The 26,655-nt window shown below is 72.9% G+C and carries 27 protein-coding genes and 1 pseudogene; 19 read left to right on the top strand and 9 right to left on the bottom strand.

The annotated features are described in order from the left end of the window. The first annotated feature begins 102 nt into the window (after positions 1–102). Together ACFTXQ_RS15230 and ACFTXQ_RS15225 are read left to right on the top strand one after the other, a co-directional pair. Positions 103–1,080 (top strand): helix-turn-helix domain-containing protein, encoded by a 978-nt coding sequence (locus ACFTXQ_RS15230; RefSeq protein ID WP_382640748.1) that lies wholly within the window; start codon positions 103–105, stop codon positions 1,078–1,080. A gap of 30 nt (positions 1,081–1,110) precedes the next feature. Further along, positions 1,111–1,596 carry a DUF456 domain-containing protein gene (locus ACFTXQ_RS15225; RefSeq protein WP_382640745.1) on the top strand — a complete coding sequence of 162 codons (486 nt, stop codon included), beginning with the start codon at positions 1,111–1,113 and terminating at the stop codon, positions 1,594–1,596. A 408-nt stretch (positions 1,597–2,004) separates the two neighbouring features. On the opposite strand, the gene rsgA is transcribed toward ACFTXQ_RS15225, so the two are convergent. Further along, the gene (gene rsgA / locus ACFTXQ_RS15220) at positions 2,005–3,114 is read right to left on the bottom strand and encodes a ribosome small subunit-dependent GTPase A (protein ID WP_382640638.1); all 1,110 of its coding nucleotides are present in this window, start codon (positions 3,112–3,114) and stop codon (positions 2,005–2,007) included. A 364-nt stretch (positions 3,115–3,478) separates the two neighbouring features. On the opposite strand from rsgA, the gene ACFTXQ_RS15215 reads away from it, so the two are divergent. Further along, positions 3,479–3,910, top strand: coding sequence for a VOC family protein (locus tag ACFTXQ_RS15215; RefSeq protein WP_382640635.1), 432 nt, complete (start codon positions 3,479–3,481; stop codon positions 3,908–3,910). Between the two features lie 17 nt (positions 3,911–3,927). Here ACFTXQ_RS15215 and ACFTXQ_RS15210 read toward each other — a convergent pair whose 3' ends face one another. Genes ACFTXQ_RS15210 through ACFTXQ_RS15200 form a run of 3 tightly spaced genes read right to left on the bottom strand, consistent with a single transcriptional unit; the run spans position 3,928 to position 6,667 of the window. After that, complete coding sequence (locus tag ACFTXQ_RS15210; protein WP_382640632.1) at positions 3,928–4,767, bottom strand: hypothetical protein; 840 nt, start codon at positions 4,765–4,767, stop codon at positions 3,928–3,930. Next, entirely contained in the window at positions 4,764–5,420 is a 657-nt protein-coding gene (locus tag ACFTXQ_RS15205; RefSeq protein WP_382640630.1) for a response regulator, read from the bottom strand. Before ACFTXQ_RS15205 ends, ACFTXQ_RS15210 begins: the two co-directional genes overlap by 4 nt. Then, a complete protein-coding gene (locus tag ACFTXQ_RS15200; protein WP_382640627.1) occupies positions 5,408–6,667 on the bottom strand; it encodes a sensor histidine kinase in 1,260 nt (419 codons plus the stop codon). Before ACFTXQ_RS15200 ends, ACFTXQ_RS15205 begins: the two co-directional genes overlap by 13 nt. A gap of 176 nt (positions 6,668–6,843) precedes the next feature. Here ACFTXQ_RS15200 and ACFTXQ_RS15195 point away from each other — a divergent pair, with 176 nt between their 5' ends. After that, the gene (locus ACFTXQ_RS15195; RefSeq protein WP_382640624.1) at positions 6,844–7,236 is read left to right on the top strand and encodes a hypothetical protein; all 393 of its coding nucleotides are present in this window, start codon (positions 6,844–6,846) and stop codon (positions 7,234–7,236) included. An 11-nt stretch (positions 7,237–7,247) separates the two neighbouring features. Here ACFTXQ_RS15195 and ACFTXQ_RS15190 read toward each other — a convergent pair whose 3' ends face one another. Together ACFTXQ_RS15190 and ACFTXQ_RS15185 are read right to left on the bottom strand one after the other, a co-directional pair. Next, a complete protein-coding gene (locus ACFTXQ_RS15190) occupies positions 7,248–8,510 on the bottom strand; it encodes a cytochrome P450 (protein ID WP_382640621.1) in 1,263 nt (420 codons plus the stop codon). Next, entirely contained in the window at positions 8,507–9,301 is a 795-nt protein-coding gene (locus ACFTXQ_RS15185) for a TetR/AcrR family transcriptional regulator (RefSeq protein ID WP_382640618.1), read from the bottom strand. The genes ACFTXQ_RS15190 and ACFTXQ_RS15185 overlap by 4 nt, the downstream gene beginning before the upstream one ends. A 637-nt stretch (positions 9,302–9,938) precedes the next feature. Between ACFTXQ_RS15185 and ACFTXQ_RS15180 the strand changes: the two genes are divergently transcribed. Further along, positions 9,939–10,328, top strand: coding sequence for a VOC family protein (locus tag ACFTXQ_RS15180; RefSeq protein ID WP_382640615.1), 390 nt, complete (start codon positions 9,939–9,941; stop codon positions 10,326–10,328). On the opposite strand, the gene ACFTXQ_RS15175 is transcribed toward ACFTXQ_RS15180, so the two are convergent. Both ACFTXQ_RS15175 and ACFTXQ_RS15170 read right to left on the bottom strand, forming a co-directional pair. Then, complete coding sequence (locus tag ACFTXQ_RS15175) at positions 10,271–10,993, bottom strand: helix-turn-helix domain-containing protein (protein ID WP_382640614.1); 723 nt, start codon at positions 10,991–10,993, stop codon at positions 10,271–10,273. The two genes, ACFTXQ_RS15180 and ACFTXQ_RS15175, sit on opposite strands and share 58 nt — an antisense overlap. 22 nt (positions 10,994–11,015) lie before the next feature. After that, positions 11,016–12,140: a YihY/virulence factor BrkB family protein gene (locus ACFTXQ_RS15170; protein WP_382640611.1), complete on the bottom strand. Its 1,125-nt coding sequence runs from the start codon at positions 12,138–12,140 to the stop codon at positions 11,016–11,018. 17 nt (positions 12,141–12,157) lie between these two features. Here ACFTXQ_RS15170 and ACFTXQ_RS15165 point away from each other — a divergent pair, with 17 nt between their 5' ends. The 14 genes from ACFTXQ_RS15165 (at position 12,158) to ACFTXQ_RS15100 (ending at position 25,769) form a co-directional block, all read left to right on the top strand. Then, positions 12,158–13,801 (top strand): acyl-CoA dehydrogenase family protein, encoded by a 1,644-nt coding sequence (locus ACFTXQ_RS15165; protein ID WP_382640608.1) that lies wholly within the window; start codon positions 12,158–12,160, stop codon positions 13,799–13,801. Between the two features lie 378 nt (positions 13,802–14,179). Then, positions 14,180–15,442 (top strand): GAF domain-containing protein, encoded by a 1,263-nt coding sequence (locus tag ACFTXQ_RS15160; RefSeq protein ID WP_382640742.1) that lies wholly within the window; start codon positions 14,180–14,182, stop codon positions 15,440–15,442. Between the two features lie 5 nt (positions 15,443–15,447). Next, the gene (locus ACFTXQ_RS15155; protein WP_382640605.1) at positions 15,448–16,011 is read left to right on the top strand and encodes a GNAT family N-acetyltransferase; all 564 of its coding nucleotides are present in this window, start codon (positions 15,448–15,450) and stop codon (positions 16,009–16,011) included. A gap of 182 nt (positions 16,012–16,193) precedes the next feature. Further along, entirely contained in the window at positions 16,194–16,277 is an 84-nt protein-coding gene (locus ACFTXQ_RS15150; protein ID WP_312847410.1) for a putative leader peptide, read from the top strand. A 227-nt stretch (positions 16,278–16,504) separates the two neighbouring features. After that, the gene (locus ACFTXQ_RS15145) at positions 16,505–18,211 is read left to right on the top strand and encodes a nitrite/sulfite reductase (protein ID WP_382640603.1); all 1,707 of its coding nucleotides are present in this window, start codon (positions 16,505–16,507) and stop codon (positions 18,209–18,211) included. Next, positions 18,208–18,387: a hypothetical protein gene (locus tag ACFTXQ_RS15140; protein WP_053785636.1), complete on the top strand. Its 180-nt coding sequence runs from the start codon at positions 18,208–18,210 to the stop codon at positions 18,385–18,387. The genes ACFTXQ_RS15145 and ACFTXQ_RS15140 overlap by 4 nt, the downstream gene beginning before the upstream one ends. Continuing rightward, the gene (locus ACFTXQ_RS15135) at positions 18,384–19,082 is read left to right on the top strand and encodes a phosphoadenylyl-sulfate reductase (RefSeq protein ID WP_382640600.1); all 699 of its coding nucleotides are present in this window, start codon (positions 18,384–18,386) and stop codon (positions 19,080–19,082) included. The genes ACFTXQ_RS15140 and ACFTXQ_RS15135 overlap by 4 nt, the downstream gene beginning before the upstream one ends. Before the next feature lie 35 nt (positions 19,083–19,117). Continuing rightward, positions 19,118–19,663, top strand: a complete 546-nt coding sequence (cysC, locus tag ACFTXQ_RS15130) for an adenylyl-sulfate kinase (protein ID WP_382640597.1) — start codon at positions 19,118–19,120, stop codon at positions 19,661–19,663. After that, on the top strand, positions 19,660–20,601 hold the full coding sequence (cysD, locus tag ACFTXQ_RS15125) for a sulfate adenylyltransferase subunit CysD (RefSeq protein ID WP_382640594.1): 942 nt from the start codon (positions 19,660–19,662) through the stop codon (positions 20,599–20,601). The genes cysC and cysD overlap by 4 nt, the downstream gene beginning before the upstream one ends. Before the next feature lie 2 nt (positions 20,602–20,603). Beyond that, positions 20,604–21,944, top strand: coding sequence for a sulfate adenylyltransferase subunit 1 (locus ACFTXQ_RS15120; protein WP_382640592.1), 1,341 nt, complete (start codon positions 20,604–20,606; stop codon positions 21,942–21,944). Between the two features lie 215 nt (positions 21,945–22,159). Then, positions 22,160–23,293 (top strand): aliphatic sulfonate ABC transporter substrate-binding protein, encoded by a 1,134-nt coding sequence (locus tag ACFTXQ_RS15115; RefSeq protein WP_382640589.1) that lies wholly within the window; start codon positions 22,160–22,162, stop codon positions 23,291–23,293. A 34-nt stretch (positions 23,294–23,327) separates the two neighbouring features. Further along, positions 23,328–24,125, top strand: a complete 798-nt coding sequence (locus ACFTXQ_RS15110) for an ABC transporter ATP-binding protein (RefSeq protein WP_382640586.1) — start codon at positions 23,328–23,330, stop codon at positions 24,123–24,125. Next, positions 24,112–25,002 (top strand): ABC transporter permease, encoded by an 891-nt coding sequence (locus ACFTXQ_RS15105; protein WP_382640584.1) that lies wholly within the window; start codon positions 24,112–24,114, stop codon positions 25,000–25,002. Before ACFTXQ_RS15110 ends, ACFTXQ_RS15105 begins: the two co-directional genes overlap by 14 nt. A gap of 5 nt (positions 25,003–25,007) precedes the next feature. Then, positions 25,008–25,769 (top strand): sirohydrochlorin chelatase, encoded by a 762-nt coding sequence (locus ACFTXQ_RS15100; RefSeq protein WP_382640582.1) that lies wholly within the window; start codon positions 25,008–25,010, stop codon positions 25,767–25,769. 280 nt (positions 25,770–26,049) lie between these two features. Here ACFTXQ_RS15100 and ACFTXQ_RS15095 read toward each other — a convergent pair. Next, positions 26,050–26,524: pseudogene (locus ACFTXQ_RS15095) on the bottom strand (winged helix-turn-helix domain-containing protein). Between the last annotated feature and the right edge of the window lie 131 nt (positions 26,525–26,655).

The following is a 26,655-nucleotide window of genomic DNA, read 5'->3' as shown; positions in this document are numbered from 1 at the left end:
GTCACCCTGGCAGAGAGGCGGGGGGTGCGGCGATGATGTCGGCGGCGGGTTTGCGCCGTGGCCGCTTCCCGCCAGGCGCTGCGACAAGGGTGGGGGGACGCGTTGCTGGGTGCGATAGGCCTGGACGAGGGCCAGGAGTCGGCCTACCGGGCTCTGGTGGCGCTGGGGGCGGCGGAAGTGCCCGATCTCGCGCACCGGCTGACGCTGCCGGTGCCGCAGACGGAGCGGGCGCTGCGGCACCTGGAGCGGCAGGGGCTGGCGGCCCAGTCGTCGGCGCGGCCGGGGCGCTGGGTGGCGGCGCCGCCCGGGGTCGCCCTGGGCGCCCTGCTCACGCAGCAGCGGCACGAGCTGGAGCAGGCCGAGCTGGCGGCGGCGCTGCTGGCCGAGGAGTACCGGGCGGAGGCCGCCGAGCCGGCCGTGCACGACCTGGTGGAGGTGGTGACGGGCGCGAGTGCGGTGGCGCACCGCTTCCACCAGCTCCAGCTGGGCGCGGCGGAGGAGGTGTGCGCGCTGGTCACCGGCCGCCCGCAGGTGGTGACGGGCACGGACAACGAGGCGGAGGACCGGGCCTCGGTGCGGGGCGTCGACTACCGGGTGGTGATCGAGCGGGAGGTGCTGGCCGGGCAGAGCGGCATCCGGGAGGCGTCGACGGCGCTGGCCCGGGGGGAACGGGTGCGGGTGACGGGCGAGGTCCCGACGAAGCTGGTGATCGCGGACCGGACCCTGGCGATGGTCCCGCTGACGAAGCGCGGCGCGGAGCCCGCGGCGCTGGTGGTGCACGCCTCGGGGCTGCTGGAATCCCTGATGGGCCTGTTCGAGGCGGTGTGGCGGGAGTCGCTGCCGCTGCGGCTGGGTGCGACCGGCGCGCCGGAGGAGTCCGACGGCGGCCCCGACGCCACGGACCTGGAGATCCTGACGCTGTTGCTGGCGGGGATGACGGACGCGAGCGTGGCGAAGCACCTGGAGCTGGGGTTGCGGACGGTGCAGCGGCGGGTGAAGGGGCTGATGGAGCTGTCCGGGGTCACGACGCGGCTCCAGCTGGGCTGGCACGCGTACGAGCGGGGCTGGGTGGCCCGATAAGCCCTGGTCGGTCAGGCTGAACAGATGCAGATGGATCTGCCTCAGCTGCTCCTGGTGGGGCTGGTGCTGCTGCTCGGGGTGGTCGGGGTGCTGGTCCCGGGTGTGCCGGGCACCTGGCTGGTGTGGGCGGGTCTGATGTGGTGGGCGCTGCACGAGCGGTCCGCGCCGGCGTGGTCCCTGCTCGTCGCGGCGACGGCTCTGCTGCTGGTGGTGCAGGTGGTGAAGTGGCAGCTGCCGCCCCGGCGGCTGCGGGGGGTGGGGGTCACCCGCCGGATGGCGGTGTTCGCGGGCGCCGGGGCGGTGCTGGGCTTCGTACTGGTCCCGGTGGTGGGGGCGGTCCCGGGGTTCATGGGCGGCATCTACCTGTGCGAGCGGCTCCGGCTGGGGACGCACGGCGAGGCGTGGGCCTCGGTACGGGCGGTGATGCGGGCGGTGGGGACGAGCGTGCTGGTGGAGCTGCTCGCGTGCCTGCTGGTGGTGGGGGCGTGGCTCGGCTCGGTCGCGTCGGGCATCTGACCCGGCCCCCGCCCCGGACCCCGCCGCCGGCGAGGCCGAAGGTGCCGGGTGCGGCGCCGCTGCTGGGGCTCCGCCCCGGACCCCGCTCCTCAAACGCCGGAGGGGCTGTATGTCCCGGCGCCGGTGGATACGCCAGAGGGACTGGAGGGGTGCCGGAGGGGACTGGCTGTGCCAGCGGGGTTGGATGCGCTGAAGCACCCAGCGGGCGGCATCAGCCAAATCCAACCCCGCCGGCGTTTGAGGCGCCGCCGGAGGCAAACCAGCCCCGCCGGCGCTTGAGGCGCGGGGGCCCGGGGGCGGAGCCCCCGCAACGGCGCCGCACCCGCGGGACGGCGGAGCCGCATCCAGCCCCGCCGGCGCTTGAGGCGCGGGGGGCCGGGGGCGGGCCCCGGGGGCAGGGGCTTCGGGTCAGGCGCGGCCGTTGCGCTTCGCGGCGTAATTGGCGCGGCCCTCCGCCGACTTGAGACGCCAGTCGCGCCGGATCTCCGACCGGAGCCTCGCATCCGTCTTCGCCACGATCCGCTGGTTCTCCCGCAGCAGCTTGCGGTAGCTCTCCAGCCGGCGCTCCGGGAGCGCCCCCGACTCCACGGCGCCGAGCACCGCGCACCCCGGCTCCGCCACGTGCGCGCAGTCGTGGAAGCGGCACTGCTCCGCGTACTCCTCGATCTCCGAGAACACCTGGCCGACCCCGGCCTCGGCGTCCCACAGCCCCACGCCCCGCAGCCCGGGGGTGTCGATAAGGACGCCGCCGCCCGGCAGGGCGAGCAGGTTGCGGGTCGTCGTGGTGTGGCGGCCCTTGCCGTCGACCTCGCGGGCCTCCTGGACCTCCATGACGTCGACCCCGAGCAGCGTGTTGGCCAGCGTGGACTTCCCGGCGCCCGAGATGCCGAGCAGCACGCTCGTACCGCCCCCGACGACGGCGGCGAGGATGTCCGTGCCCTCCCCGGTGAGGGAGGAGACGGTGAGGACCTGAACCCCGGGGGCGGTGGTCTCCACGTCCTGGACCAGGTGGCCCAGGGTCACCGGGTCCGGCACCAGGTCGGCCTTGGTGAGGACGACCAGCGGCTGCGCCCCGGACTCCCACGCCAGCGCCAGGAAACGCTCGATGCGCCCCAGGTCCAGCTCGACGGCGAGGGAGACGGCGATGATCGCGTGGTCGACGTTGGCGGCGAGGATCTGTCCCTCGGACCGCTGCGAGGAGGTCGACCGTACGAAGGCGGTCCGGCGCGGCAGGTACGCCTTCACGTACCGCGGGTTTCCGGACGCCTCCACGGCCGCCCAGTCGCCGGTGCAGATGACCCGGAGCGGGTCGTGCGGGGTGACGAAGGCGGTGTCGGCGCGGACGGTGCCGTCGGCGGTCATGACGTCGCACTGACCGCGGTCGACGCGTACGACCCGGCCGGGCACGAGGCCCTGCTCGGCGTACGGGATGAACTCGGCCGCCCACGCGTCGTCCCAGCCGTAAGGGGTGAGGGCGTGCGAGAGCGGGGCCTGCGGGAAAGCAGAGGTGTGAGACAAGGGGAACCCTTCACAGGGTGGTCCCGGCGGCACGCGCGCTCGCTCGGCGGCGACGCGCGGAAAGGCGTGAGGTGAGGTCAGCCGGAGACCACGGAGATGACATTGATGGTCTTGTGAGTGCGGGCAGCGCCCTGCGCAACGACAGTCATCAATGAACTCACCTCCTGGTCATGCACGTACCGACGTCCTCCGGCCGATCGGCGGGAACGGATCCACCGTAACAAGATCCCTCGCGGCGGGGCCAATTGTTTTTTCGCCGCGCCCCTTCCGACGGGCGTTTCGGCGTGCGCGGCGGCCCCTCCTGGGCGACCGTGGACCTGCCTGCCCTGGCGTTTCGCGTTTCTCGTTGCCTAGGAGACCTGCCGTGAACTGGACGCTCGAAGTCGTTCTGGTCCCCGTCACCGACCTGGACCGGTCGAAGGAGTTCTACGCCGACAAGGTGGGCTTCGCCGTCGACCTGGACGACGAGGTCGCCCCGGGCGTCCGCATCATCCAGCTGACCCCGCCCGGCTCGCGGTGTTCGATCGCCCTGGAACACGGCATGCCCCCGGCCCCGGGCGCGAAGCGGACTCCCCCCGGCACCCTGCACGGACTCCAGCTCTGCGTCACGGACATCGAGGCGGCCCGCGAGGAGCTGGTGTCCCGGGGCGTGGACGCCTCCCCGGTCCGCCACCTCGGCCCGAAGGGCTGGGAGGACGGCAAGGGCGACACCTGGAACTCCTTCCTCACCTTCGAGGACCCGGACGGCAACGGCTGGCTGGTCCAGGAGGCGCCGTCGGAACTGTCGGAACGCTGACGCCCGGCCCGGCGCGCCTAGAAGCCCTCCGGGTAGGAGGCGTTGGCGCGGCCGAAGGCCGACCGCATGTCCAGGGTGCGGGGGGAGGACGCGTCGTGGAGGGTCGGCGGGAACTCGCAGCGGCCGCCGCTCGTCTCGCAGGTGACGCGGAACCGGGTGGCCTCGGGGACGACGAGGGCCACGCGGCCCGAGTCGGCCCGGGCGGTCACGTGGTCCGGCGGGGTGAGGAAGGTCGCGGCGGCCCGGCCGGAGCCGACGCGGATGTCGGCGTCGGTGGCGGTGAGGCCGGTGGCCACCAGGCTGCCCGAGCCCACCTTGGCCCGCAGGGGCCCGCGTACCGCCGTGAGGTTGATGCGGCCGGAGCCGATGTCCGCGTCTACGGCGCCGCCGAGGCCGCTGAGGTACACCTGCCCCGATCCGGCCGTCACCCTCACCGGGACGTCGACGGGCACGGTGACCCACAGCCGGACCGAGCAGCCGGCCCCCGCGATCAGCCAGTTGCCCGCGCCGGGGCAGTGCGGGGTCACCCTCAGGGTGTCGCCGAGCCAGCTCTCCTCGATGGCGGGTGCCTTCAGCGACCAGCTCAACTCGGCGCGGTAGCCGACCTCGTGGTCGGCCCGCGGGGTGACGATCACGTTCGCGGCGCCACCCACGATCTCCAGCGCCGTGACGGGGCGGCCGTCGCTGCCGCCGTTGACGGTGCGGGTCTGGGAGGTCGTGTACGACCACGCCTGCCAGCCGACCGGCGCCACGACGAGGAGCGCGCTCAGGACGGCCGCGGTGATCCACGCCGCCCGCTGCACCGGCCGGGCCGGGGCGGCCGGTGCCGGCGCGGCATGCGCGGCGGGCGGCGTCACGGCGTGCCGTCCAGGAAACGCAGGACCGCGAGGACCCGGCGGTGGTCCCCCTCGGCCTGGGGCAGGTCGAGCTTGGCGAAGATGCTGTTGATGTGCTTGGCCACCGCGCTCTCGCTCACGACGAGTTCGGCGGCGATCCCGGCGTTGGAGCGGCCCTCCGCCATCAGCGCCAGCACTTCGCGCTCGCGCGGAGTGAGGCGTTCGAGGGGGTCCGGGCCGCCGCCGCGGCGCAGCAGGAGCTGGGCGACGACCTGCGGGTCGAGGGCGGTGCCGCCGGCAGCCACGCGCCGCAGGGCGTCGATGAAGTCCTCCACGTCCGCGACCCGCTGCTTGAGGAGGTAGCCGATGCCCGCGCCGCTCTGTGCGGCCAGGAGGTCGGCGGCGTACCGCTCCTCCACGTACTGGGAGAGCAGCAACACGGCGGTGTCCGGGCTCTGTTGGCGGATCATCAGGGCCGCCCGCACGCCCTCGTCGGTGAATCCGGGTGGCATCCGTACGTCCACGAGGGCCAGTTCGGGGCGGTGTTCGTCGACGGCGGCGAGCAGGGCCTCGGCGTCGCCCGTCTCGGCGGCCACCTCGAACCCGGCCATTTCGAGGACTTTGACGAGTCCTATGCGCAGCAGGACGGAGTCCTCGGCGATCACAGCCCGCACGGCAGCTCCACGGTGATGTCGGTCGGGCCCCCGGGAGGGCTGCTGATCATGATGGTTCCGTCCACCGACCCTACGCGTTTGCGCAGGCCCACCAGACCGGTGCCGCGCCCCGGGTCGGCTCCGCCCACCCCGTCGTCGGTGACGGTGATGGCCAGTACGTCCCCGCGGCGGCCCGGCCTTCGTACGAGCCGTACCGAACAGCGGTCCGCCCGGGCGTGCTTGGCCACATTGGCCAGGGCTTCGGAGACCACGAAGTAGGCGACGGCCTCGACCGTGGCCCCCGGCCGGGACGCCAGGTCCACGGTCAGCTCCACGGGGAAGGGGGCGCGGGCGGCGATCCCGGAGAGGGCCGCGTCCAGCCCCCGGTCCTCCAGCACGGCCGGGTGCAGACCCCGTACGAGGTTGCTGAGTTCCTCGATCGCCTCCTTCGCCTCCCGGTGGGCCTCGTCGATGACGGCCTTGGCCTCGGGCGGCAGGTCCGGCAGGGTGGCGCGGGCGATGCCGAGGTTCATGGCGAGGGCGACCAGCCGCTGCTGGGCCCCGTCGTGCAGGTCCCGCTCGATCCGCCGGCGTTCGAGGTCGGCGGCGTCCAGCACCCCGGCCCGGCTCTCCGCCAGGTCCTCGACGCGCCGTTCCAGTTCGCGGGCCCGGTTCGGGCCGAGAAGGGCGGCCGCCGCGAAGGCGTCCAGGCGGGTGAAGAGCACGGCCAGCCAGGGCGCTGCCAGGAGCAGCAGGGCGCCGCCGGCGGTGATGAGGTCGTAGGAGCCCGTCCAGCCGGGGGTACGGGTGTCCGCGGGCAGGAACCAGAACCAGCCGTACACGCCGGCGGCGGCCGCGCCGACGGCCCAGGCCAGGACCACCGCGGCGCCGGCGACGGCGGTGAGCGGGCTGACGAGGAGGTGGTAGCCGTACTGGCGCCACGTCGCCTCGGAGCGCAGCCGCTCCGCCAGGCCGCGCGGGCTCGCCCACCGGCTCCGCCGCACGACCGCCGGCACGTCGAGGCCGAGCAGCGCCCAGAAGCGGCTGCGCTGCAGGAGGGTGAGCAGCGGGGAGAGCAGCAGGATCAGGAGCAGGGGGACCACGGCCTGTCCGGGCTCCAACGCCAGGTACGTGAGGCCGAGGAGGGCGGGGAGCGCCGGAGGGATGGCGGCGACCGTGAAGGCCGTGTGGCGCCAGGCCCACGCCGACCACGGTGCGTGGCCCGCGATCCAGGTGTACGTACGCCGCAGCGGGCCGGGAGTTGCCATGCCCGTACGGTAATCGCACTGATCAGGGGCCTGCCATCACCCTGGCTCCCGCCCGGGGGTGTAGCTGGCACCACCCCCGGTTCGGACAGAGGCGCTACTGATCTCGGCGGCCCCGCGGACGAGGCTTTCGGTGTGCCCGGGGGACGGACCGCCGGGCCGGAAGGAGATCCGCAGCCATGGCACTCGTCGCCCCCCAGGCCCGCATCTGGCGCACCCCCCGGCTGGCCACGGCCCTGACCGGAGCCGGTGTGGTGCTGGTGCCGTGGATGGTCGTGCTGGCGAAGACCGTGCCGCAGACCACCGAGGTCAACAACTGGGCCACGGCGTGGATCGGCCTCGACCTGATGCTGGCCGCCGGGCTGACCGGGACCGGCGTGCTGCTGCGCAGGGGCGACCCGCGGGTCGCCCCGGTGGCCGCCGCGACCGCCGCGCTGCTGGTGATGGACGCCTGGTTCGACGTGACGACCTCGGCCGGGACCGGCGGCCAGGGCACGGCGCTGCTCCTGGCGGCGGCCGCGGAGCTGCCCCTCGCCGCGGCGTGCGCCGTGGTGGCCGCGCGCCGCCGCTAGGCGGGACCGATTCAGGAACCGAACCGTACGGGCAGGTACTTGATGCCGTTGATGAAGTCGGAGCGGAGCCTGCGCACCGGGCCGGTCACTTCGAAGTCCGGGTGGTGGGCGAGCAGTTCGCGGACCAGCGCCTTGATCTGCGTACGGGCCAGACCCGCGCCCAGGCAGAAGTGCGGGCCCCCGCCGCCGAAGGCGAGGTGGTCGTTGGGGGTGCGGCGGATGTCGAAGGTGAAGGGGTCGGCGAAGACCTCCTCGTCGCGGTTGGCGGAGGTGTAGTACGTGACCACCTTCTGGCCCGCGGAGATCGCACGCCCGCGCAGCACGGTGTCGCGGGTCGCGGTCCGCCGGAAGTTGTGGATCGAGCCGCCCCAGCGCAGGAACTCCTCGGTGGCCGAGGTCCACAGCGCCTCGTCCCGCGGGGAGGCGGCCAGTTCGGCGCGGGCGGCCGGGTGTTCGGCCAGGGCCAGCAGGGTGGCGGACAGCAGGTTGCGGGTCGTTTCGTTGCCCGCGACGCACAGCAGCACGAAGAACATGTTGATCTCGTGCGGGGTGAGCCGGTCCCCGTCCACCTCGGCGTGCACCAGGGTCGAGAGGATGTCCTCCCGGGGGTGCGCGCGGCGTTCGGCGGCCAGCGCGTCGCAGTAGGCGTAGATCTCGGCGGCGGCCGTGTCGCTGTCGTGGCGGCCCGCGGAGAGCTCCGGGTCCTGGCCGCCGGCCATCCGGTTGCTCCAGTCGAAGACCAGCCGCTCGTCGCCCGGGGGCACGCCGACCATCTCGCAGATCGTCTGGATCGGCAGCCAGGCGGCCACCTCGGAGACGAAGTCCACGTCCCGGCCCGGGGCGACCGCCGTGGCCACGAGCGCGGCCGCGCGCTCGCCGATGCGGGCCGCCAGGCGGCGTACCACCCGGGGGGTGAAGCCGGCGCTGACCAGGGCGCGGTAGCGGGAGTGGCGCGGGGCGTCCATGCCGAGCAGCACCAGGCGCAGGGACTCCAGGGACTCGGGGCTCTGGTCGCGGACCATGAAGGAGCCGAGTTCGGTGGACCAGAGCTCGGGGTCCCGGCTGATCGCCTTGACGTCGGCGTGGCGGGTGACCGCGTAGAAGCCGTGCTGGGGGCCCGGGCCCGGTATCTCGTGCCAGTGGACGGGGTCCTCGCGGCGCAGCCGGGTGAACTGCGCGTGCGGGACCTCGCGGGCCCAGGTGTCTTCGAGGAGGTCGATGTCGCCGGCGGGGATGCCGGGCGGGGTGGCGGGCGGGGTGCCGGTGGGGGTCACGAGTCCACTTCCCTTCGGGGCGCCTCCAGGAGGGAGCCCAGTGCTTCGACGACGAGGGCGTCGGGGACGCCGCGGGGGTCCAGGCGGTGCTGCATGGCGAGGCCGAGCAGGACGCCGAGGACGAGGGCGCCGGTCTCCTCTGGCGGGCGGCCGAGCGGGGTGCCGGTGGCTTCGGCCCACTCGGCGAGGCCCTCGCCCAGCTGGGCGCGGATCTCGGCGTAGCGGTGTGCCAGTTGCGTGCCGATGAGGGGGCCGCGGGCGCCGTGCAGCCAGAGCTCGGCCTCCAGGAGCAGCCAGGAGTCGCCGTGCGCGGGGTGCGGGCGGGTGAGGCTGCGCCACATCGCGGAGAAGTGCACGGCGGGGTCCGCCGGGTCGGCGCTGCCGGCGATCTCGGCGGCGAGCTCTTCGGCGGTGCGCTCCTTCCAGACCTCCAGGAGGGCCAGCAGCAGCCCCTCCTTGCCGCCGAAGTGGCTGTAGAGCGCACCGGTGGTCCGCCCGGCCGCCTCGGCGACGGCTTCGGCCGAGACGGCGTGGTACCCCTTGCGGGCGAACAGCTCGGCGGCGGCGTCGATGAGGCGCGACCGGGTCTCGGACTTCCGCACGGCTTGCCGGTTCGCCTGCGGCGGGCTCGGCGGTTGCGGGTGGTTCCCCGACTCCGGCGGGCGGCGGGCCCGGGGCCGCTCGGGCTGCGCCCGCGGTCCCGCGTGCGGCGGGTGCGGCGGGTGTGGCCGGTCGGGGTCCTGGTCCGCCTGGGGCGGGTGCGACGGGCCGAGGTGGTCGTGGCGTGCCATGGGGGCTCCCGGGTTATATCGGGGTTCCGATATAAGTTGCGCCCGCACCTGACGGTTCGTCAATCCCCGTGCCGGGTCGGTGTCGACGGGGCCGGTCGCGCGCCGGGCCACCTCCTCGGGCGGCGAACGCGGCCAGGAGGTGGAGAGTGCAGCGGAACCGTGTTCGGCGCCCTGCGGGGGCACCCCACCGCACGCCCGCCCACACCGGCACCAACCCTGCAAGGACGCCCCACCGCACGCCCGGCCCCGCCGACACCAACCCTGCGAGGACGCCCCACCGCACGCCCGGCCCCGCCGACACCAACCCTGCGAGGACGCCCCACCACACGCCCGGCCACACCGGCACCAACCCTGCGAGGACGCCCCACCACACGCCCGGCCACGGCTGCACCGACCCTGCGAGGACGCCCCGCCACGCGCCCGCCCACACCGACACCAACCCTGCGAGGACGCCCCACCGCACGCCCGGCCACGCCGGCACCGACCCCGCGGGGGCGCCCCGACGCGCGCCCGGCCACGCCGGCACCGGCCCCGCGGGAACGCCCCGCCACACACCCCGGCGGCACCGGCCGGGTTGGGGGGCCTCGAGACCGTTTCGTTCAAGACGGGCCGGGTGGGGCGTGCCTAGCCTGCCGGTATGACTCCACGACTCGACATGATCGGCCTGGTCGTCTCCGACATGGCCGCCTCGCTCGCCTTCTACCGCCGCCTCGGGCTGGACATCCCGGCCGAGGCCGACGGGCAGCCGCACGTGGAGGCCGCCCTGCCCGGCGGGATGCGGATCGGGTGGGACACGGAAGGGACGATCCGCTCCTTCGACCCCTCCTGGACCCCGCCCTCCGGCAGCGGCCGCACCGGGCTCGCCTTCCTGTGCGACTCCCCCGCCGAGGTGGACGCGGTGTACGCCGGGCTCACCGACGCCGGGTACACCGGGCACCTGAAGCCCTGGGACGCCTTCTGGGGGCAGCGCTACGCCGTCGTCCTCGATCCGGACGGCTGCGAGGTATCCCTCTTCGCCCCGGCGTAGGCGCTCAGCGTGGTCCCGGCCAGCGCCCGCACCTCGCGGGCCAGGTGGGCCTGGTCGGCGTACCCGGCGGCGCAGGCCACCTCCGCGTACGGCAGGCCCGCCACCGCCAGCGCCAGGGCGCGGCGCAGCCGCAGGATCCGGCCGAGCGTGCGGGGCCCGTAGCCGAAGGCGGCCTGGGAGCGCCGCCGCAGCTGCCGCTCCCCGAGGCCGACCGCCGCGGCGATCCCGGCCACCGCCTCGCCGGCCCGGAGCCGGGCCACGACCTCGGCGGCGAGTGGGTCGGGCGGCCCGGCCCCGGCGGCGCGGCGGGCGGCCAGCACCTCCAGTCCGGTACGGGGGTCCCCGAAGCCCGCGACCAGCCCCGCGAGGCGGCGTACCTCCCGGGCCGGCCACAGCTCGGCCAGCTCGACGCGCCGGTCGCGCAGCACGTGCGCCGGTACGCCGAGCAGCGCGGGCGCGGTGCCGGGCGCGAGCCGGATCCCGGCGAAGGCCCCGCCCGGGACCTCCCCGGCGGGGTGCGGCACGGTGTCGGGCCCGGCCACGAGCAGCCTCCCGTCGACCCACAGCAGGTCCATGCAGCCGTCGGGCAGCACGGCCCCGCCGTTGCCCCGGGCCCGCCACAGCACGGCCCCGGGCACCGCCGCCGAGGGCGCCTCCTCGTACATCGCTCCAGGCTACGCCCGCCCTCTAGTGCTTGCGCAGCCGCGAGGAGTAGTCGTCCGGCGGCAGGAAGTTCGACCAGCGTTCCGGGAACTCCGAGGGCATCCCGCCGTCCTCGTCGTCCTCCGACTCGCCCTCGGCCAGGGCCCGCCAGGCCGCGGCCCGCGCGATCAGCTGCGCGGCCTCCGCCTCGCGCGCCCGCTCGTTCGCCTCGCGCGCCGCCGCCGTGGCCACGGACGGCCAGACCCGGTCGATGGCCGCGTTCACGGCGGCGCCCACGAGCACCGCGAAGGCCGAGATGCCGATCCACAGGAGCACGGCCACCGGGGCGGCCAGGGAGCCGTAGATCGTGGGCCCCTCCACGGTGTTGGTCAGGTAGATCCGCAGCAGGAACGAGCCCAGCACCCACATGGCGAGGGCCACCAGCGCCCCCGGCACGTCCTCGATCCACGGCGAGCGCACCGGCACCGACACGTGGTAGAGCGTCGTCAGGAAGACGATGGACAGCAGGGTGACCGTCGGCCAGTACAGGACCGCGATCACGTCCGTGCCCCAGGGCACCAGCCGCACCACCGCGTCCGGCCCCACCACCATCAGCGGCAGCACCACGGCCCCGATCAGCAGGGCGACCACGTACAGCAGGAAGGCCAGCAGGCGGGTCTTGACGATGCCGCGCTGCCCGTCGAGCCCGTACATCACGGTGATGGTGTCGATGAAGACGTTGACGGCGCGGGAGCCCGACCACAGGGCGAAGGCGAAGCCGAGCGAGATCAGGTCCGGGCGGCCGCTCCTGGTGACGTCGTCCAGCATCGGTCTCGCGATCTGGTTGACGCCCCGGTCGGACAGGACGGTGCCGACCGCGCGCAGGATGTTCTCCTCGATGCTCTGCACCGACTGGGTGTTCGTCCAGCCGTCGACGTAGCCGAGGAGGCCGAGCAGGCCGAGGAAGAGCGGGGGCAGCGAGAGCAGGGTGAAGAAGGCCGCCTCGGCCGCGAGCCCGAGGATCCGGTACTCGATGCAGGAGTTGACGGTGTCCTTCAGGAGCAGCCAGCCCATCTTCCGCTTGGAGACGTTGCGGTAGAGGGCGCGGGCCCGGTGGAGCCGTCCGTGGCGTCCGGGGATCCCCTCGGGTGTTTCTTTTGCTGGCTGCACGTCCTTACGGTATCCGCATGGCAGCCACCACCCACACAGTCACCAATCAGGTCCCGCCGCTCGTGGGGCACGACGTCTACGGGGGCGACCGGGCCCTCACCGAGGGCGTGGAGCGTCATCTCGCCTCCGCGGACCCCGAACTGCTCGGTGAGGTGCAGGAGGAGCTCACCCGCATCGGGCGTTCGGCGGGCTCCGAGCAGGCCCAGGAATGGGGGGTCCAGGCGAACGAGAACCCGCCGAAGCTGCGGACGCACGACCGGTACGGGAACCGGATCGACGAGGTGGACTTCCATCCGGCCTGGCACCGGCTGCTCGGCAAGGCGGTGACCTCCGGGCTCACCGACGCCTGGGGGCGCCCGGCAGGGCACCTGCGCCGGGCCGCCGGATTCTTCGTGTGGTCGCAGGCCGAGGCGGGGCACGGCTGCCCGGTCTCGATGACGCACGCCGCCGTACCGGCGCTGCGGGCCAATCCCGCGCTCGCCGCCGAGTGGGAGCCGCGGCTGACCTCGCACATCTACGAGGAGGGGCTGCGGCCGGCCGCGGAGAAGGCCGGTGTGCTCTTCGGCATGGGGATGACCGAGAAGCAGGGCGGCAGCGACGTACGGGCGAACACGACGGCGGCGGTGCCGCTGGACGCGGCGGGCGAGTACCTGCTGACGGGGCACAAGTGGTTCTGCTCGGCGCCGATGTGCGACGGCTTCCTGGTGCTGGCGCAGGCTCCGGGCGGGCTGACCTGCTTCCTGGTGCCGCGGGTGCTGCCGGACGGCACGCGCAACGTCTTCGCGATCCAGCGGCTGAAGGACAAGCTGGGCAACCGGTCGAACGCGTCGAGCGAGGTGGAGTTCGACGGGACCTGGGCGCAGCGGGTGGGCGAGGAGGGCCGGGGGGTGCGGACCATCATCGAGATGGTGGCGGCGACCCGGCTGGACTGCGTGATCGGGTCGGCCTCGCTGATGCGGCAGGCACTGACGCAGGCCGTACACCACACGGAGCACCGCTCTGCTTTCGGAGCACCGCTCATCGACCAGCCGCTGATGCGCAACGTCCTCGCCGACCTCGCCCTGGAGTCGGAGGCGGCCACCAACCTGACCCTGCGCCTCGCGGCCGCCTACGACGCCGGCACCGAGCAGGAGAAGGCCTTCCTGCGCCTGGCGGTGCCCGCCGCCAAGTACTGGGTGACCAAGCGCTGTACGCCGATGGTGGCGGAGGCCCTGGAGTGTCTGGGGGGCAACGGCTACGTCGAGGAGTCCGGGCTGCCGAGACTGCTGCGCGAATCCCCGCTGAACTCCATCTGGGAGGGTTCGGGCAACGTCCAGGCCCTCGACGTGCTCCGCGCCCTCCAGCGCGAGCCGCAGGCCCTGGGCGCCTTCCTCCAGGAGGTCGGGCTGGCCCGGGGCGCCGACCACCGGCTGGATTCGGCCATCAAGGACCTGCTGACGGAGCTCGCCGACCTGGAGGGCATCGAGGCCCGGGCCCGCCGGGTGGTCGAGCGCATGGCGCTGGTGCTCCAGGGATCGCTGCTGGTCCGCTGGGCTCCGCCCGAGGTGGCGGACGCCTTCTGCGCCTCGCGGCTGGGCGGCGACTGGGGCACGGCCTTCGGCACGCTGCCGCACAGCCTGGACCTGCGAGGGGTCGTGGAACGGGCGCGGATCGCGGGCTAGGCGGGGGCACCGGGGACCCCCCAAGGTCCCCGCCACGGGGACCCCCCAAGGTCCCCACCACCACGCCGAGCCGGGATCCGGGCCCGTCGACCGGGACAGGGGTGGCGCCGCGCCGACTCGGCACCACCCCTGATCCGAGAAGCCCCGAGGAGGAGCTGTCACGCCGCAGGGCGGCGTGACGGACAGTTTCGGTCGGCCGACCGGGACTTGGCGAGAGTTGCATACCGTTGCAACCCTTGGACCGGCAGCCGCCCCCAGGGGTGCCGGGGGACCCGGTCCGCGCGGACCGGGCGGTACGTCCGTACGTCCAGTTCTCACGGGGAGGTTCTGGTGGCCAACACCGCAGGCAGCGCGGTCGATGTGGCGCGTATTTCGGCCATGGACGCGCGCGAGGCCGCGCGTCTGCTCAAGGGGGTGCGGGCGGCCGCGCTCGCCGGGGACCGGCCGCCGGCCGCGCCGCGCCCGGAGATCGCCGAGTCCTGGCGCCGGATGATGGCGGGCGGGGTGCACCCGGACCGGGACGCGCGCTCGCGGTTGCTGTCGGCCGCCGAGACCGAGGAACGGCGGCACGTCTCGCCGCTGCGGGAGATCCTTCCGGTGCTGCGGGAGGGACTGCTCCCGTCGCTGGACGAGGCCCTGCACATCATGGTCGTCGCCGACGCCGACGGGCGGCTGCTGTGGCGCGAGGGCCACAGCTCCATCCTGCGCAAGGCGGACCGGCTCGGCTTCGCCGTGGGGGCCGACTGGGACGAGGCCGTGGTCGGCACGAACGGGGTCGGCACGGCGCTGGTGGCCCGGCGGCCGGTCCAGGTGTTCTCGGCGGAGCACTTCGTCTCCAGCCACCACGACTGGACCTGCGCGGGAGCGCCCGTACGGGATCCGCGCGACGGCCGGCTGCTGGGCGTGGTCGACGTCAGCGGGCCGCTGGCCACCATGCACCCGGCGACCCTGGCGTGGGTCGGCTCGGTGGCCCGGCTCGCCGAGCGGGAGCTGCGCATCCGGCACCTGGAGTCCCTGGAGCGGCTGCGGTCGGTGGCGGCCCCGCTGCTGGCCCGGCTGCCGGGGCAGGCCCTCGCCGTGGACCCCAACGGCTGGACGGCGGCCGTGACGGGCCTGGCCCCCGTGGACCGCATCCCGCTGCCGAAGCCGTTCGGGCCGGGCCGGGTGTGGGTGCCACAGCTCGGGGACTGCGCGGTGGAGCCGCTGCCCGGGGGCTGGCTGCTGCGGATCGCGCAGGACCGTACGCGTACGGGGGTGACGCGGGTCGTCCTCGACCTCAGCCGGGCCGGATCCTGGTCGGCGACGGTGTACGGGGCCGCCGGGAGCTGGTCGCAGGAGCTCAGCCCGCGCCACGCCGAGCTGCTGTTCCTGCTGGCGGAGAGCCCGCGGGGCCGCTCGGCGGCGGAGCTGGCCGCGGAGCTGTTCGGGGACCCGACGCGCACGGTGACGGTGCGGGCGGAGCTCTCGCGCGTACGCCGGAACCTGGCGGGCGTGCTGACCCACCGGCCGTACCGGTTCGCGCAGGACGTGGAGGTGGAGCTGATCCGCCCCCAGGACCCGGCGGCGCTGCTCCCCCACTCCACCGCCCCGGCGGTGATCAGGGCCCGCCTGGGCCGTTCGGGGCCCGGCGTGATTCCCTGACGTGCATGAGCACCATCACACTCACCACCTGGTCCCTGGAAATGACCTCTCCTGCGGACCTCATACCGGCGACTCCCCCGGGCCCCGAGATCACCATCGCCCGGGCGGAGGTCCCTTCCCCCGAATTCAGCCGGTTCCTCTACGCCTCGGTCGGCGGGGACATCCACTGGACGGACCGGCTGTCCCTGACCCGCGCGCAGTGGGTGGAGCAGCTGGGGCGGCCGGGCGTGGAGACGTGGGTGGCGTACGACCGGGGCACGCCGGCGGGGTACGTGGAGTTCGACCCGCAGGACGACGGTGTGGTGGAGATCATCTACTTCGGCCTCCTGCCGGATTTCCGGGGGCGGCGGATCGGCGGGCACCTGCTGTCGGTGGGGATCGCCCGGGCGTGGGACCTCGCGTCCCGCTGGCCGCAGCGGGAGGCGACCCGTCGGGTCTGGCTCCACACGTGCAGCCAGGACGGCCCGACGGCCATGGACAACTACCTCCGGCGCGGCTTCAAGCTCTTCAAGACGGAAACGGAACCGAAGGAAGACACTCCGACGCCGGGCCCCTGGCCCGGCGCGTAACCCCTCCGCGGCGGTCCCCGGCCGCGAGATTCAGCCATGCCCGTGGGGGGAGGGCCGCACCCCCACGGGCGCGGGGGTCCAAGGGGGTGACCCCCGTCACGCCATCCCGGTATTCGGGACGAGTTCGTCCGGATCGTGGACAGTAGTGGACTCCTCCAATCGGCACATGACACGCTTCCGCCATGAATGGAGCTGGAATTGCCTTGGTGAGTCGGCGGCACGTCGACCTCGGCCGCATGTCCAGCGCCATCTGTCCGGCTCGCTGACGGAACCAGCAACCGCCGCACATCGCCACAAACCCGGCATCGTCGCCGTGGGAGTGTCGATCATCGCAGTCCCCTGAAGGCCGAATACCGCTGCCCGCCGGCCACCCCGGCAAAGGCGCGGCACTCAGCCACACCCGCTCAGCGTCTCTGACCTGGACAGGGGCTCGCCGCCGCAACACTCCCTGCCCTTGCCCCTGCCCCGAGCCGCCGAAGAAGGACGTACCGCCATGGCCGCCACCCCCGAAACGCCCGCAGCCGCCCCCGCAGCCGCCGCGCGCCGCAAGACCGGCCGTCACCGCGGTGAGGGTCAGTGGGCCGTCGGACACCACACGCCCCTCAACGGCAACGAGCAGTTCAAAAAGGACGACGACGGTCTCAATGTGCGGACGCGCATCGAGAACATCTACTCCAAGACGGGCTTCGACTCGATCGACCCGAACGACCTCCGCGGCCGCATGCGCTGGTGGGGTCTCTACACCCAGCGCAAGCCCGGGATCGACGGCGGCAAGACCGCGATCCTGGAGCCGGAGGAGCTGGACGACAAGTACTTCATGCTGCGCGTGCGCATCGACGGCGGCCGGCTGACCACCGAGCAGCTCCGCGTCATCGGCGAGATCTCGGAGGAGTTCGCGCGCGGGACCGCGGACCTCACCGACCGCCAGAACGTGCAGTACCACTGGATCCGTATCGAGGACGTCCCGGAGATCTGGCGCCGCCTGGAGGCCGTCGGCCTGTCCACCACCGAGGCCTGCGGTGACACGCCCCGCGTCATCCTCGGTTCGCCCGTGGCCGGCATCGCCCAGGACGAGATCATCGACGGCACGCCCGCCATCGACGAGATCTACCGCCGCATCGTCGGCAACCCGGCGTTCTCGAACCTGCCCCGCAAGTTCAAGTCCGCGATCTCCGGCTCGCCGCTGCTCGACGTGGCGCACGAGATCAACGACATCGCCTTCGTGGGCGTGAACCACCCCGAGCACGGTGCCGGCTTCGACGTCTGGGTCGGCGGCGGCCTGTCCACGAACCCGAAGCTCGGCGTGCGCCTGGGCACCTGGGTCTCGCTCGACGAGGTCCCGGACGTCTACGAGGGTGTCATCTCGATCTTCCGCGACTACGGCTACCGCCGCCTGCGCACCCGCGCTCGCCTGAAGTTCCTCGTCGCCGACTGGGGCCCGGCCAAGTTCCGCCAGGTCCTGGAGGACGAGTACCTGAAGCGGAAGCTGACCGACGGCCCCGCGCCCGAGCAGCCCAGCGGCCAGTGGCGCGACCACGTCGGCGTCCACCAGCAGCAGGACGGCAGGTTCTACGTCGGCTTCGCGCCCCGCGTCGGCCGCGTCGACGGCGCCACCCTGACCAAGATCGCGGACGTCGCCGAGCAGCACGGCTCCGGCCGCCTGCGCACCACCGCCGAGCAGAAGATGATCGTCCTCGACATCGAGGCCGACCAGGTCGACTCGGTGGTCGCGGCCCTGGAGGCGCTGGACCTGCGGGTCAAGCCGTCCCCGTTCCGCCGCGGCACGATGGCCTGCACCGGCATCGAGTTCTGCAAGCTGGCCATCGTCGAGACCAAGGCGCGCGGCGCCTCGCTGATCGACGAGCTGGAGCGCCGCCTGCCCGAGTTCGCCGAGCCGCTGACCATCAACATCAACGGCTGCCCGAACGCCTGCGCCCGTATCCAGGTGGCGGACATCGGTCTCAAGGGCCAGCTGGTCCTGGACGAGGACGGCAACCAGGTGGAGGGCTACCAGGTCCACCTGGGCGGCGCCCTCGGCCTGGAGGCGGGTTTCGGCCGCAAGGTCCGCGGCCTCAAGGTCACCTCGGCCGGTCTGCCCGACTACGTCGAGCGGGTCGTCACGCGCTTCGAGGAGCAGCGTGAGGACGGCGAGCGCTTCGCCGCCTGGGTCGGCCGGGCGAAGGACGAGGACCTGTCGTGAGCGAGCGCGCCGCACCGTTCTACTGCCCGTACTGCGGCGACGAGGACCTGTTTCCGAACGAAACCGGCCACGGCGCCTGGGAATGCAGGGCCTGCAACCGAGCCTTCCAGCTGAAGTACCTCGGGCTGCTGGCCCGGGGCGTTCAGTCGAACACCGCTGGAGGGGACGAGATATGACCACCACTCAAGACGTGAGTCTCAAAGCCGTGGCCGAGCAGGCCGGGCGGGACCTCGAGGACGCCTCGGCGCTCGAGATCCTCACCTGGGCCGCCGAGACCTTCGGCAAGAAGTTCTGCGTCACCTCCTCCATGGAGGACGCGGTCGTCGCCCACCTGGCCTCCCGGGCGATGCCCGGCGTGGACGTGGTCTTCCTCGACACCGGCTACCACTTCGAGGAGACCATCGGCACCCGCGACGCGGTCGAGGCCGTGATGGACGTCAACGTCATCACCCTCACCCCGCGCCAGACGGTCGCCGAGCAGGACGCGGAGTACGGTCCCAAGCTGCACGACCGCGACCCCGACCTGTGCTGCGCGCTGCGCAAGGTCAAGCCCCTCGAAGAAGGCCTGACCGCGTACGACGCGTGGGCGACGGGCCTGCGCCGCGACGAGTCCCCGACCCGGGCGAACACCCCGGTGGTCGGCTGGGACGAGAAGCGGCAGAAGGTCAAGATCTCGCCGATCGCCCGCTGGACGCAGGACGACGTGGATGCCTACGTCGCCGAGCACGGCGTGCTCACCAACCCGCTGCTGATGGACGGCTACGCCTCCGTCGGCTGCGCCCCCTGCACCCGCCGCGTGGCGGAGGGCGAGGACGCGCGGGCCGGCCGCTGGGCCGGGCGCGGCAAGACCGAGTGCGGACTGCACGGCTGATGACGGACAGCAAAGAACCTACGGAGACTGAGCAGATGAGCGTGAGCGACCAGGGCGCCACCGTGTGGCTGACCGGGCTGCCGAGCGCGGGCAAGACCACCATCGCCTACGCGCTGGCCGAGCGGCTGCGCGCCGAGGGCCACCGCGTGGAGGTCCTCGACGGCGACGAGATCCGCGAGTTCCTCTCCGCCGGCCTCGGCTTCAGCCGCGAGGACCGGCACACCAACGTGCAGCGGATCGGCTTCGTCGCCGAGCTCCTCGCGAGCAACGGCGTCAAGGCGCTGGTACCGGTGATCGCGCCGTTCGCGGACAGCCGTGACGCCGTTCGCAAGCGGCACGCGGCCGCCGAGACGAACTACCTCGAAGTACACGTGGCCACCCCGGTCGAGGTGTGCTCCGAGCGTGACGTGAAGGGCCTGTACGCCAAGCAGGCGGCGGGCGAGATCTCCGGTCTGACCGGGGTCGACGACCCGTACGAGGCTCCGGAGACTCCGGACCTCCGTATCGAGTCGCACACGCAGACCGTGCAGGAGTCGGCTTCGGCCCTGCACGCGCTGCTCACCGAGAGGGGTCTGGCATGACCACCGCCGCACACGTGCACACCGAGTCCGACGCCGACGCGCCCTACGCGCTGTCGCACCTCGACGCCCTCGAGTCCGAGGCCGTGCACATCTTCCGCGAGGTGGCGGGCGAGTTCGAGAAGCCGGTGATCCTGTTCTCCGGCGGCAAGGACTCCATCGTCATGCTGCACCTGGCGCTGAAGGCGTTCGCGCCGGCGCCGGTGCCCTTCACGCTGCTGCACGTCGACACGGGCCACAACTTCCCCGAGGTGCTGGAGTACCGCGACCGCACGGTCGCCAAGCACGGCCTGCGCCTGCACGTGGCCTCCGTCCAGGAGTACATCGACGCGGGCAAGCTGCGCGAGCGCCCGGACGGCACCCGCAACCCGCTGCAGACCGTCCCGCTGACCGAGGCGATCCAGCAGCTGAAGTTCGACGCCGTCTTCGGCGGCGGCCGCCGCGACGAGGAGAAGGCCCGCGCCAAGGAGCGGGTGTTCAGCCTCCGCGACGAGTTCTCCCAGTGGGACCCGCGCCGCCAGCGCCCCGAGCTGTGGCAGCTCTACAACGGCCGCCACGCGCCCGGCGAGCACGTGCGCGTCTTCCCGCTGTCCAACTGGACCGAGCTGGACATCTGGCAGTACATCGCCCGCGAGGGCATCGAGCTGCCGGAGATCTACTTCGCCCACGAGCGCGAGGTCTTCCAGCGCAACGGCATGTGGCTGACGGCCGGCGAGTGGGGCGGCCCGAAGGAGGGCGAGACGCCCGAGACGCGCCTCATCCGCTACCGCACCGTCGGTGACATGTCCTGCACCGGCGCCGTCGACTCCGACGCCGCCACGCTGGACGCCGTGATCGCCGAGATCGCCGTATCCCGCCTCACCGAGCGGGGCGCGACCCGCGCCGACGACAAGATGTCCGAGGCCGCGATGGAAGACCGCAAGCGCGAAGGGTACTTCTAGACATGACCAGCACCACCGAGCAGTTCGCCGACCTGTCGGCGACCACCCTGCTGCGCTTCGCGACCGCCGGATCCGTCGACGACGGCAAGTCCACGCTGGTCGGCCGGCTGCTGCACGACTCCAAGTCGGTCCTGACCGACCAGATGGAGGCCGTCGAGGCCGTCTCCGCCCAGCGCGGCCAGGAGGCCCCCGACCTCGCGCTGCTCACCGACGGCCTGCGGGCCGAGCGCGAGCAGGGCATCACCATCGACGTCGCGTACCGCTACTTCGCCACCGCGCGCCGCCGGTTCATCCTGGCGGACACCCCGGGGCACGTGCAGTACACCCGGAACATGGTCACCGGCGCCTCCACCGCCGACCTGGCCGTGGTCCTCGTCGACGCCCGCAACGGCGTGATCGAGCAGACCCGCCGGCACGCGGCCGTCGCCGCGCTGCTGCGCGTCCCGCACGTGGTGCTGGCCGTCAACAAGATGGACCTGGTGGGCTACGAGGAGAAGGTCTTCGCGGCCATCGCCGAGGAGTTCACCGCGTACGCCACCGACCTGGGCGTCCCGGAGATCACCGCGATCCCGATCTCGGCCCTGGCCGGGGACAACGTGGTGGAGCCCTCCGCGAACATGGACTGGTACGGCGGCCCGACGGTGCTGGAGCACCTGGAGACCGTCCCGGTCAGCCACGACCTCACCGCCTGCCCGGCGCGCTTCCCGGTGCAGTACGTGATCCGCCCGCAGTCCGCCGAGCACCCCGACTACCGCGGCTACGCGGGCCAGATCGCCTCCGGCGTGCTGCGCGTCGGCGAGGCCGTGACCGTGCTGCCCTCGGGCCGTACGAGCACGATCGTCGGCATCGACGCGCTGGGTGAGTCGGTGGACATCGCCTGGGCCCCGCAGTCGGTGACCCTGCGCCTCGCGGACGACATCGACATCTCGCGCGGCGACCTGATCGCGCCGTCCGCGAACCCGCCGGCCACCACGCAGGACGTCGAGGCGACGGTCTGCCACGTGGCCGACCAGCCGCTGTCCGTCGGTGCCCGGGTGCTGATCAAGCACACGACGCGGACGGTCAAGGCGATCGTCAAGGAGATCCCCTCGCGGCTGACCCTCGACGACCTGTCCCAGCACCCGAACCCCGGGCAGCTGGTGGCCAACGACATCGGCCGCGTGGTCGTCCGTACCGCCGAGCCCCTCGCGCTCGACGCGTACGCCGACTCGCGCCGCACCGGGTCCTTCCTCCTGATCGACCCGGCCGACGGAACCACCCTGGCGGCGGGCATGGCCGGCGAGTCCTTCGCCTCCAAGGCCGAGACGACCGTCCAGGCAGATGAAGAAGGGTGGGACTTCTAGATCATGCTTGCCGACATCTACTCCACCTTCGCCAAGGAGGGCGGCCGCGTAGGCAGCGGCCACCTTGGCAGCGGCCAGGGAGGGGTGGCGCGATGTGCGCGATGACGTACGCGCACCGCTTGCGCGCCCACACCCCCCAAGAGCTGTACCTGCCCTTGCTCCACAGACGAAGACGTGCGTCATGAGATGACCGCGTCACGAGAGGAAGTCCTCCCGTGCTTGCCACCGGTAACACCACTCGCAAGACCATCCGCCGCGGCGTCGTCGCCGCCGCCGCCCTGCCGCTCCTGATCGGTGCGCTCGCCTCCTGCGGCTACGGCTCCGAAGCCAAGAAGACCGAGGACAAGCCGGCCAACGCCGCCGCCACCGACGGTCAGAAGCTCTCCGCCTCCGAGGTCCGCATCGGGTACTTCCCGAACCTGACGCACGCCACCGCGCTGGTCGGCCTCCAGGAGGGCCTGATCCAGAAGGAACTGGGCGGCACCACGATCAAGCCGCAGTCCTTCAACGCCGGCCCGTCCGAGATCGAGGCGCTCAACGGCGGCTCTCTCGACATCGGCTTCATCGGCCCCTCGCCGTCGATCAACGGCTACGTCAAGTCCAAGGGCTCCAACCTCCGCATCATCTCCGGCTCCGCCTCCGGCGGCGTCAAGCTCGTCGTGAACCCGGAGAAGATCAAGACCCTGGACGACCTCAAGGGCAAGAAGATCGCCACCCCGCAGAAGGGGAACACCCAGGACGTCGCGTTCCTCAACTGGATCGCCGAGAAGGGCTGGTCGGTCGACCCCGAGTCCGGCAAGGGCGACGTCTCCGTCGTCCGTACGGACAACAAGGTCACCCCGGACGCCTTCAAGGAGGGCTCCATCGACGGCGCCTGGGTGCCGGAGCCGACGGCCTCCAAGCTCGTCTCCGACGGCGGCAGCGTCCTCCTCGACGAGACCTCCCTGTGGCCCGACAAGAAGTTCGTGATCACGAACGTCATCGTGTCGCAGAAGTTCCTCAAGGAGCACGCGGACGTGGTCGAGGCCGTGCTCAAGGGCACGGTGAAGACCAACGAGTGGATCAACGCCAACCCGGACAAGGCGAAGGCCTCCGCGAACGCCAAGCTGGCGGCGGAGGGCGGCAAGCCGCTCGACGCGAAGGTCATCGACCCGGCGTGGTCGAGCATCCTCGTCACCGACGACCCGCTGGCCTCCACGCTGCAGAAGCAGGCCGAGTACGCGGTCAAGGCGAAGCTCATCGAGCAGCCCGACCTGGCCGGCATCTACGACCTGACGCTCCTGAACAAGGTCCTGAAGGCCGCCGGCAAGCCCGAGGTCTCCGACGCCGGTCTCGGCGCCAAGAAGTAATCCCGAAACCCAGCAAACCCAGGAGGTGACGACCATGGCCACCACGCTTGCCAAGGCTGCCGAGGGCACCGTAGCGGAGCAGCACGCTCACGCCGCGCGCATCGAGCACGTCTCGAAGTCCTTCTCCGGCCCGGCCGGATCGCAGCTCGTCCTGGACGACATCAGCCTCGATGTCGCTCCCGGAGAGTTCGTCACCATCCTGGGGGCGTCCGGGTGTGGGAAGTCCACCCTGCTGAACCTGGTCGCGGGCCTGGACAAGCCGTCCGCGGGGTCGATCGAGACCCCCGGCGGCCGTCCCGCCCTCATGTTCCAGGAGCACGCCCTCTTCCCGTGGCTGACCGCGGGCAAGAACATCGAACTCGCCCTGCGGCTGCGCGGGGTGGCCAAGGCCGACCGCAAGCAGGAGGCCGAGCGGCTGCTGGAGCTGGTCCGGCTCGGCGGCGCGTACGGCAAGCGCGTGCACGAGCTGTCGGGCGGCATGCGCCAGCGTGTGGCCCTGGCCCGGGCGCTCGCCCAGGACAGCCGGCTGCTGCTGATGGACGAGCCGTTCGCGGCCCTCGACGCCATCACGCGTGACGTGCTGCACGGCGAACTCACGCGCATCTGGGCCGAGACGGGCCTCTCCGTCCTCTTCGTCACGCACAACGTCCGCGAGGCCGTGCGGCTCGCCGAGCGCGTGGTCCTGCTGTCCTCGCGGCCCGGCCGGGTCGCCAAGGAGTGGACCGTGGACATCCCGCAGCCGCGCCGCATCGAGGACGCGGACGTCGCGGAACTGTCCCTTGAGATCACTGAACACCTGCGTGGGGAGATCCGCCGCCATGGCCAGCACTGACACCGCCCCCAAGGCGAAGACGGACGACCTCGCCGGTCTCGAGGCCGGCCTGGACGCCCTCGACGCGGTCCAGACCCACCGCACCCCGGTCCGCGAGGTCCTCGTCAAGAAGGTCCTCCCGCCGTTCCTGGCCGTGGGCCTCGTGCTCCTGGTCTGGGAGATCCTCGTCGCGGCGAAGGCCACCGAGGAGACCAAGCTGCCCCCGCTGACCGCGGTGTGGGACAGCCTGTCCGACATGTGGCTCAAGGGCACCCTGCTGGAGGTCGTCTGGACCAGCGTCTCGCGCGGTCTGCTCGGCTTCCTGCTGGCCCTGGCCATCGGCACGCCGCTCGGCCTGCTCGTCGCCCGGGTGAAGTTCGTCCGCGCCGCGATCGGCCCGATCCTCCAGGGCCTCCAGTCGCTGCCGTCGGTGGCCTGGGTGCCGCCGGCGGTGCTCTGGTTCGGCCTGAACGACGGCATGATGTACACGGTGATCCTGCTGGGTGCCGTCCCGTCCATCGCCAACGGCCTCGTCTCCGGCATCGACCAGATCCCTCCGCTGTACCTGCGGGCCGGGCGCACCCTGGGCGCCACCGGCCTGCGTGGGGCCCGGCACATCGTCATGCCGGCCGCGCTGCCGGGCTACCTGGCCGGTCTGAAGCAGGGCTGGGCCTTCTCCTGGCGCTCGCTGATGGCCGCCGAGATCATCGCCAGCTCCCCCGACCTGGGCCTGGGCCTGGGCCAGCTCCTGGAGAACGGCCGCAACAACATCGACCTGCCGGGCGTGTTCCTCGCGATCATCCTGATCCTGGTCGTCGGCATCGCGATCGACCTGCTGATCTTCAGCCCGGTCGAGCGGTGGGTGCTGCGCAGCCGCGGCCTGCTGGTCAAGAGCTGATCGCCGTGTCGTCCGCACCCGCACTCCTGGTCATCGCCCACGGCAGCCGCGACCCGCGGCACGCCGCGACCGTGCACGCCCTCACCCGGCGGGTGCGGGCGCTGCGGCCCGGGGTGCGGGTGGAGACGGCCTTCCTGGACTTCAACGCCCCGTCGGTGGGCCAGGTCCTGTCCTCGCTCCACCTGTCGGGCGTACGAGAGGTCGTGGCGCTCCCGCTGCTCCTCACCCGGGCCTTCCACGCGAAGTCCGACATCCCGGCGGCGCTGTCCGAGTCCCCGGCGCGGCTGCCGGGGCTGTCGGTCCGGGTGGCCGACGTCCTGGGGCCGTCCCCGCTCCTCCTCTCCGCCCTCGAACTCCGGCTGGCCGAGGCCGGAATCACCCCGGCGGACCGCGCCACCACCGCGGTGGTGCTCGCGTCCGCCGGCTCCACAGACCCGGAGGCGATCGCAGCGATCGCTGAAACCGCGCGGGAGTGGCGGCGTACCGGTTGGTGCGCCGTGCGGCCTGCGTTCGCCTCCGCTGCCCTTCCCCGTACGGAGGACGCCGTACGGGCCCTGCGGGCCGAGGGCTTCGCCCGGGTGGCGGTCGCCCCGTACGTCATAGCCCCCGGCCGCCTCCCGGACCGCATCGCGGCGGGCGCCGAGGCCGCGGGCGCGGATGTCATCGCGGACGTCCTGGGCGCGGCCCCACAGCTGGCCCGCCTCCTGCTGCGGCGCTACGACGCCGCCGTACCGGCTCCCGCCCGCGTCCCCGCCCTGTCGGCCTAACCCGCTTCCGCCGCGACCCCCGCCGCGCAAGCCCCCCGGTCTCCCGCCCAAACCCCTGGGTCTCGGCACCAGCCCCGCGCCTCAAACGCCGGCGAGACTGAATGCAGCCGATGCCGCCTGCTCGGCAGCCACTGAACCGCACTCCGCGCCGAAACAACACGCCCTGCGGGCTCGATTTCCCGCAGGGCAATCCGGCCTCGCCAGGCGTGCGGGAACGGCCGCGGGACCCGCACCACCGGGGTCCGGCCGCGCTGCGACGAGGTCTTCGCCTGCGGCTGCGTCATGGAGAATCCGGCTTCGTCCTCGAAGATGAGCCAGGCCCCACGGGCCGCCGCGAGTATTCCGCGCACGGCCACACCTCCTTGACCCACCCAGCCACGGCATCGTTGTCCCGCTCCATCGCTCGTCGAGCCGGGACCTGGCAGGACCAGCCATTGCGCACCAGCAGCTTCCGCACGCCCTGGACCGTGTAGGTCAGGTGGAAACGCCCGCCGATCACTGTCTTGACCCGGGCCAGCGTCCACCGCTGTCCTCCAACCGTGCGCGGCCGGCCCCTTGGCCAGCTCCGCCTCCAGCTGTGCGAACTGCTTCTGACTCAACCTCGGCAGCGACGCCGGCCCCTGTGACCGCAGAGCCCGCGGACCGCCCTCGTCCCGCATCTGCCGACACCGCTGCACCGAGCGGACGCTGACCCGCAGGTCCTTGGCGATCACCGAGCTCGCCTCACCCCGGGCGAACCTCTCGGCCGCCTTCAGCCGTAACTCCTCGCGGACCTGCTGACGTTCGGAGGTCAGCCCGCCCCCTTTGGGATACGCATGCCTCGGTGATCCCGCAGGGGCGACGAGCCGTCAGCCTCTACGACTCCACGAGTGCAACCTCGGTAACA

The sequence above is a fragment of the Streptomyces sp. NPDC057010 genome (assembly GCF_042673805.1).
Taxonomy (GTDB): Bacteria; Actinomycetota; Actinomycetes; order Streptomycetales; family Streptomycetaceae; genus Streptomyces.
The sequence above is the reverse complement of the archived record's forward strand: the minus strand, read 5'-3'. Positions and strand labels throughout refer to the sequence as shown.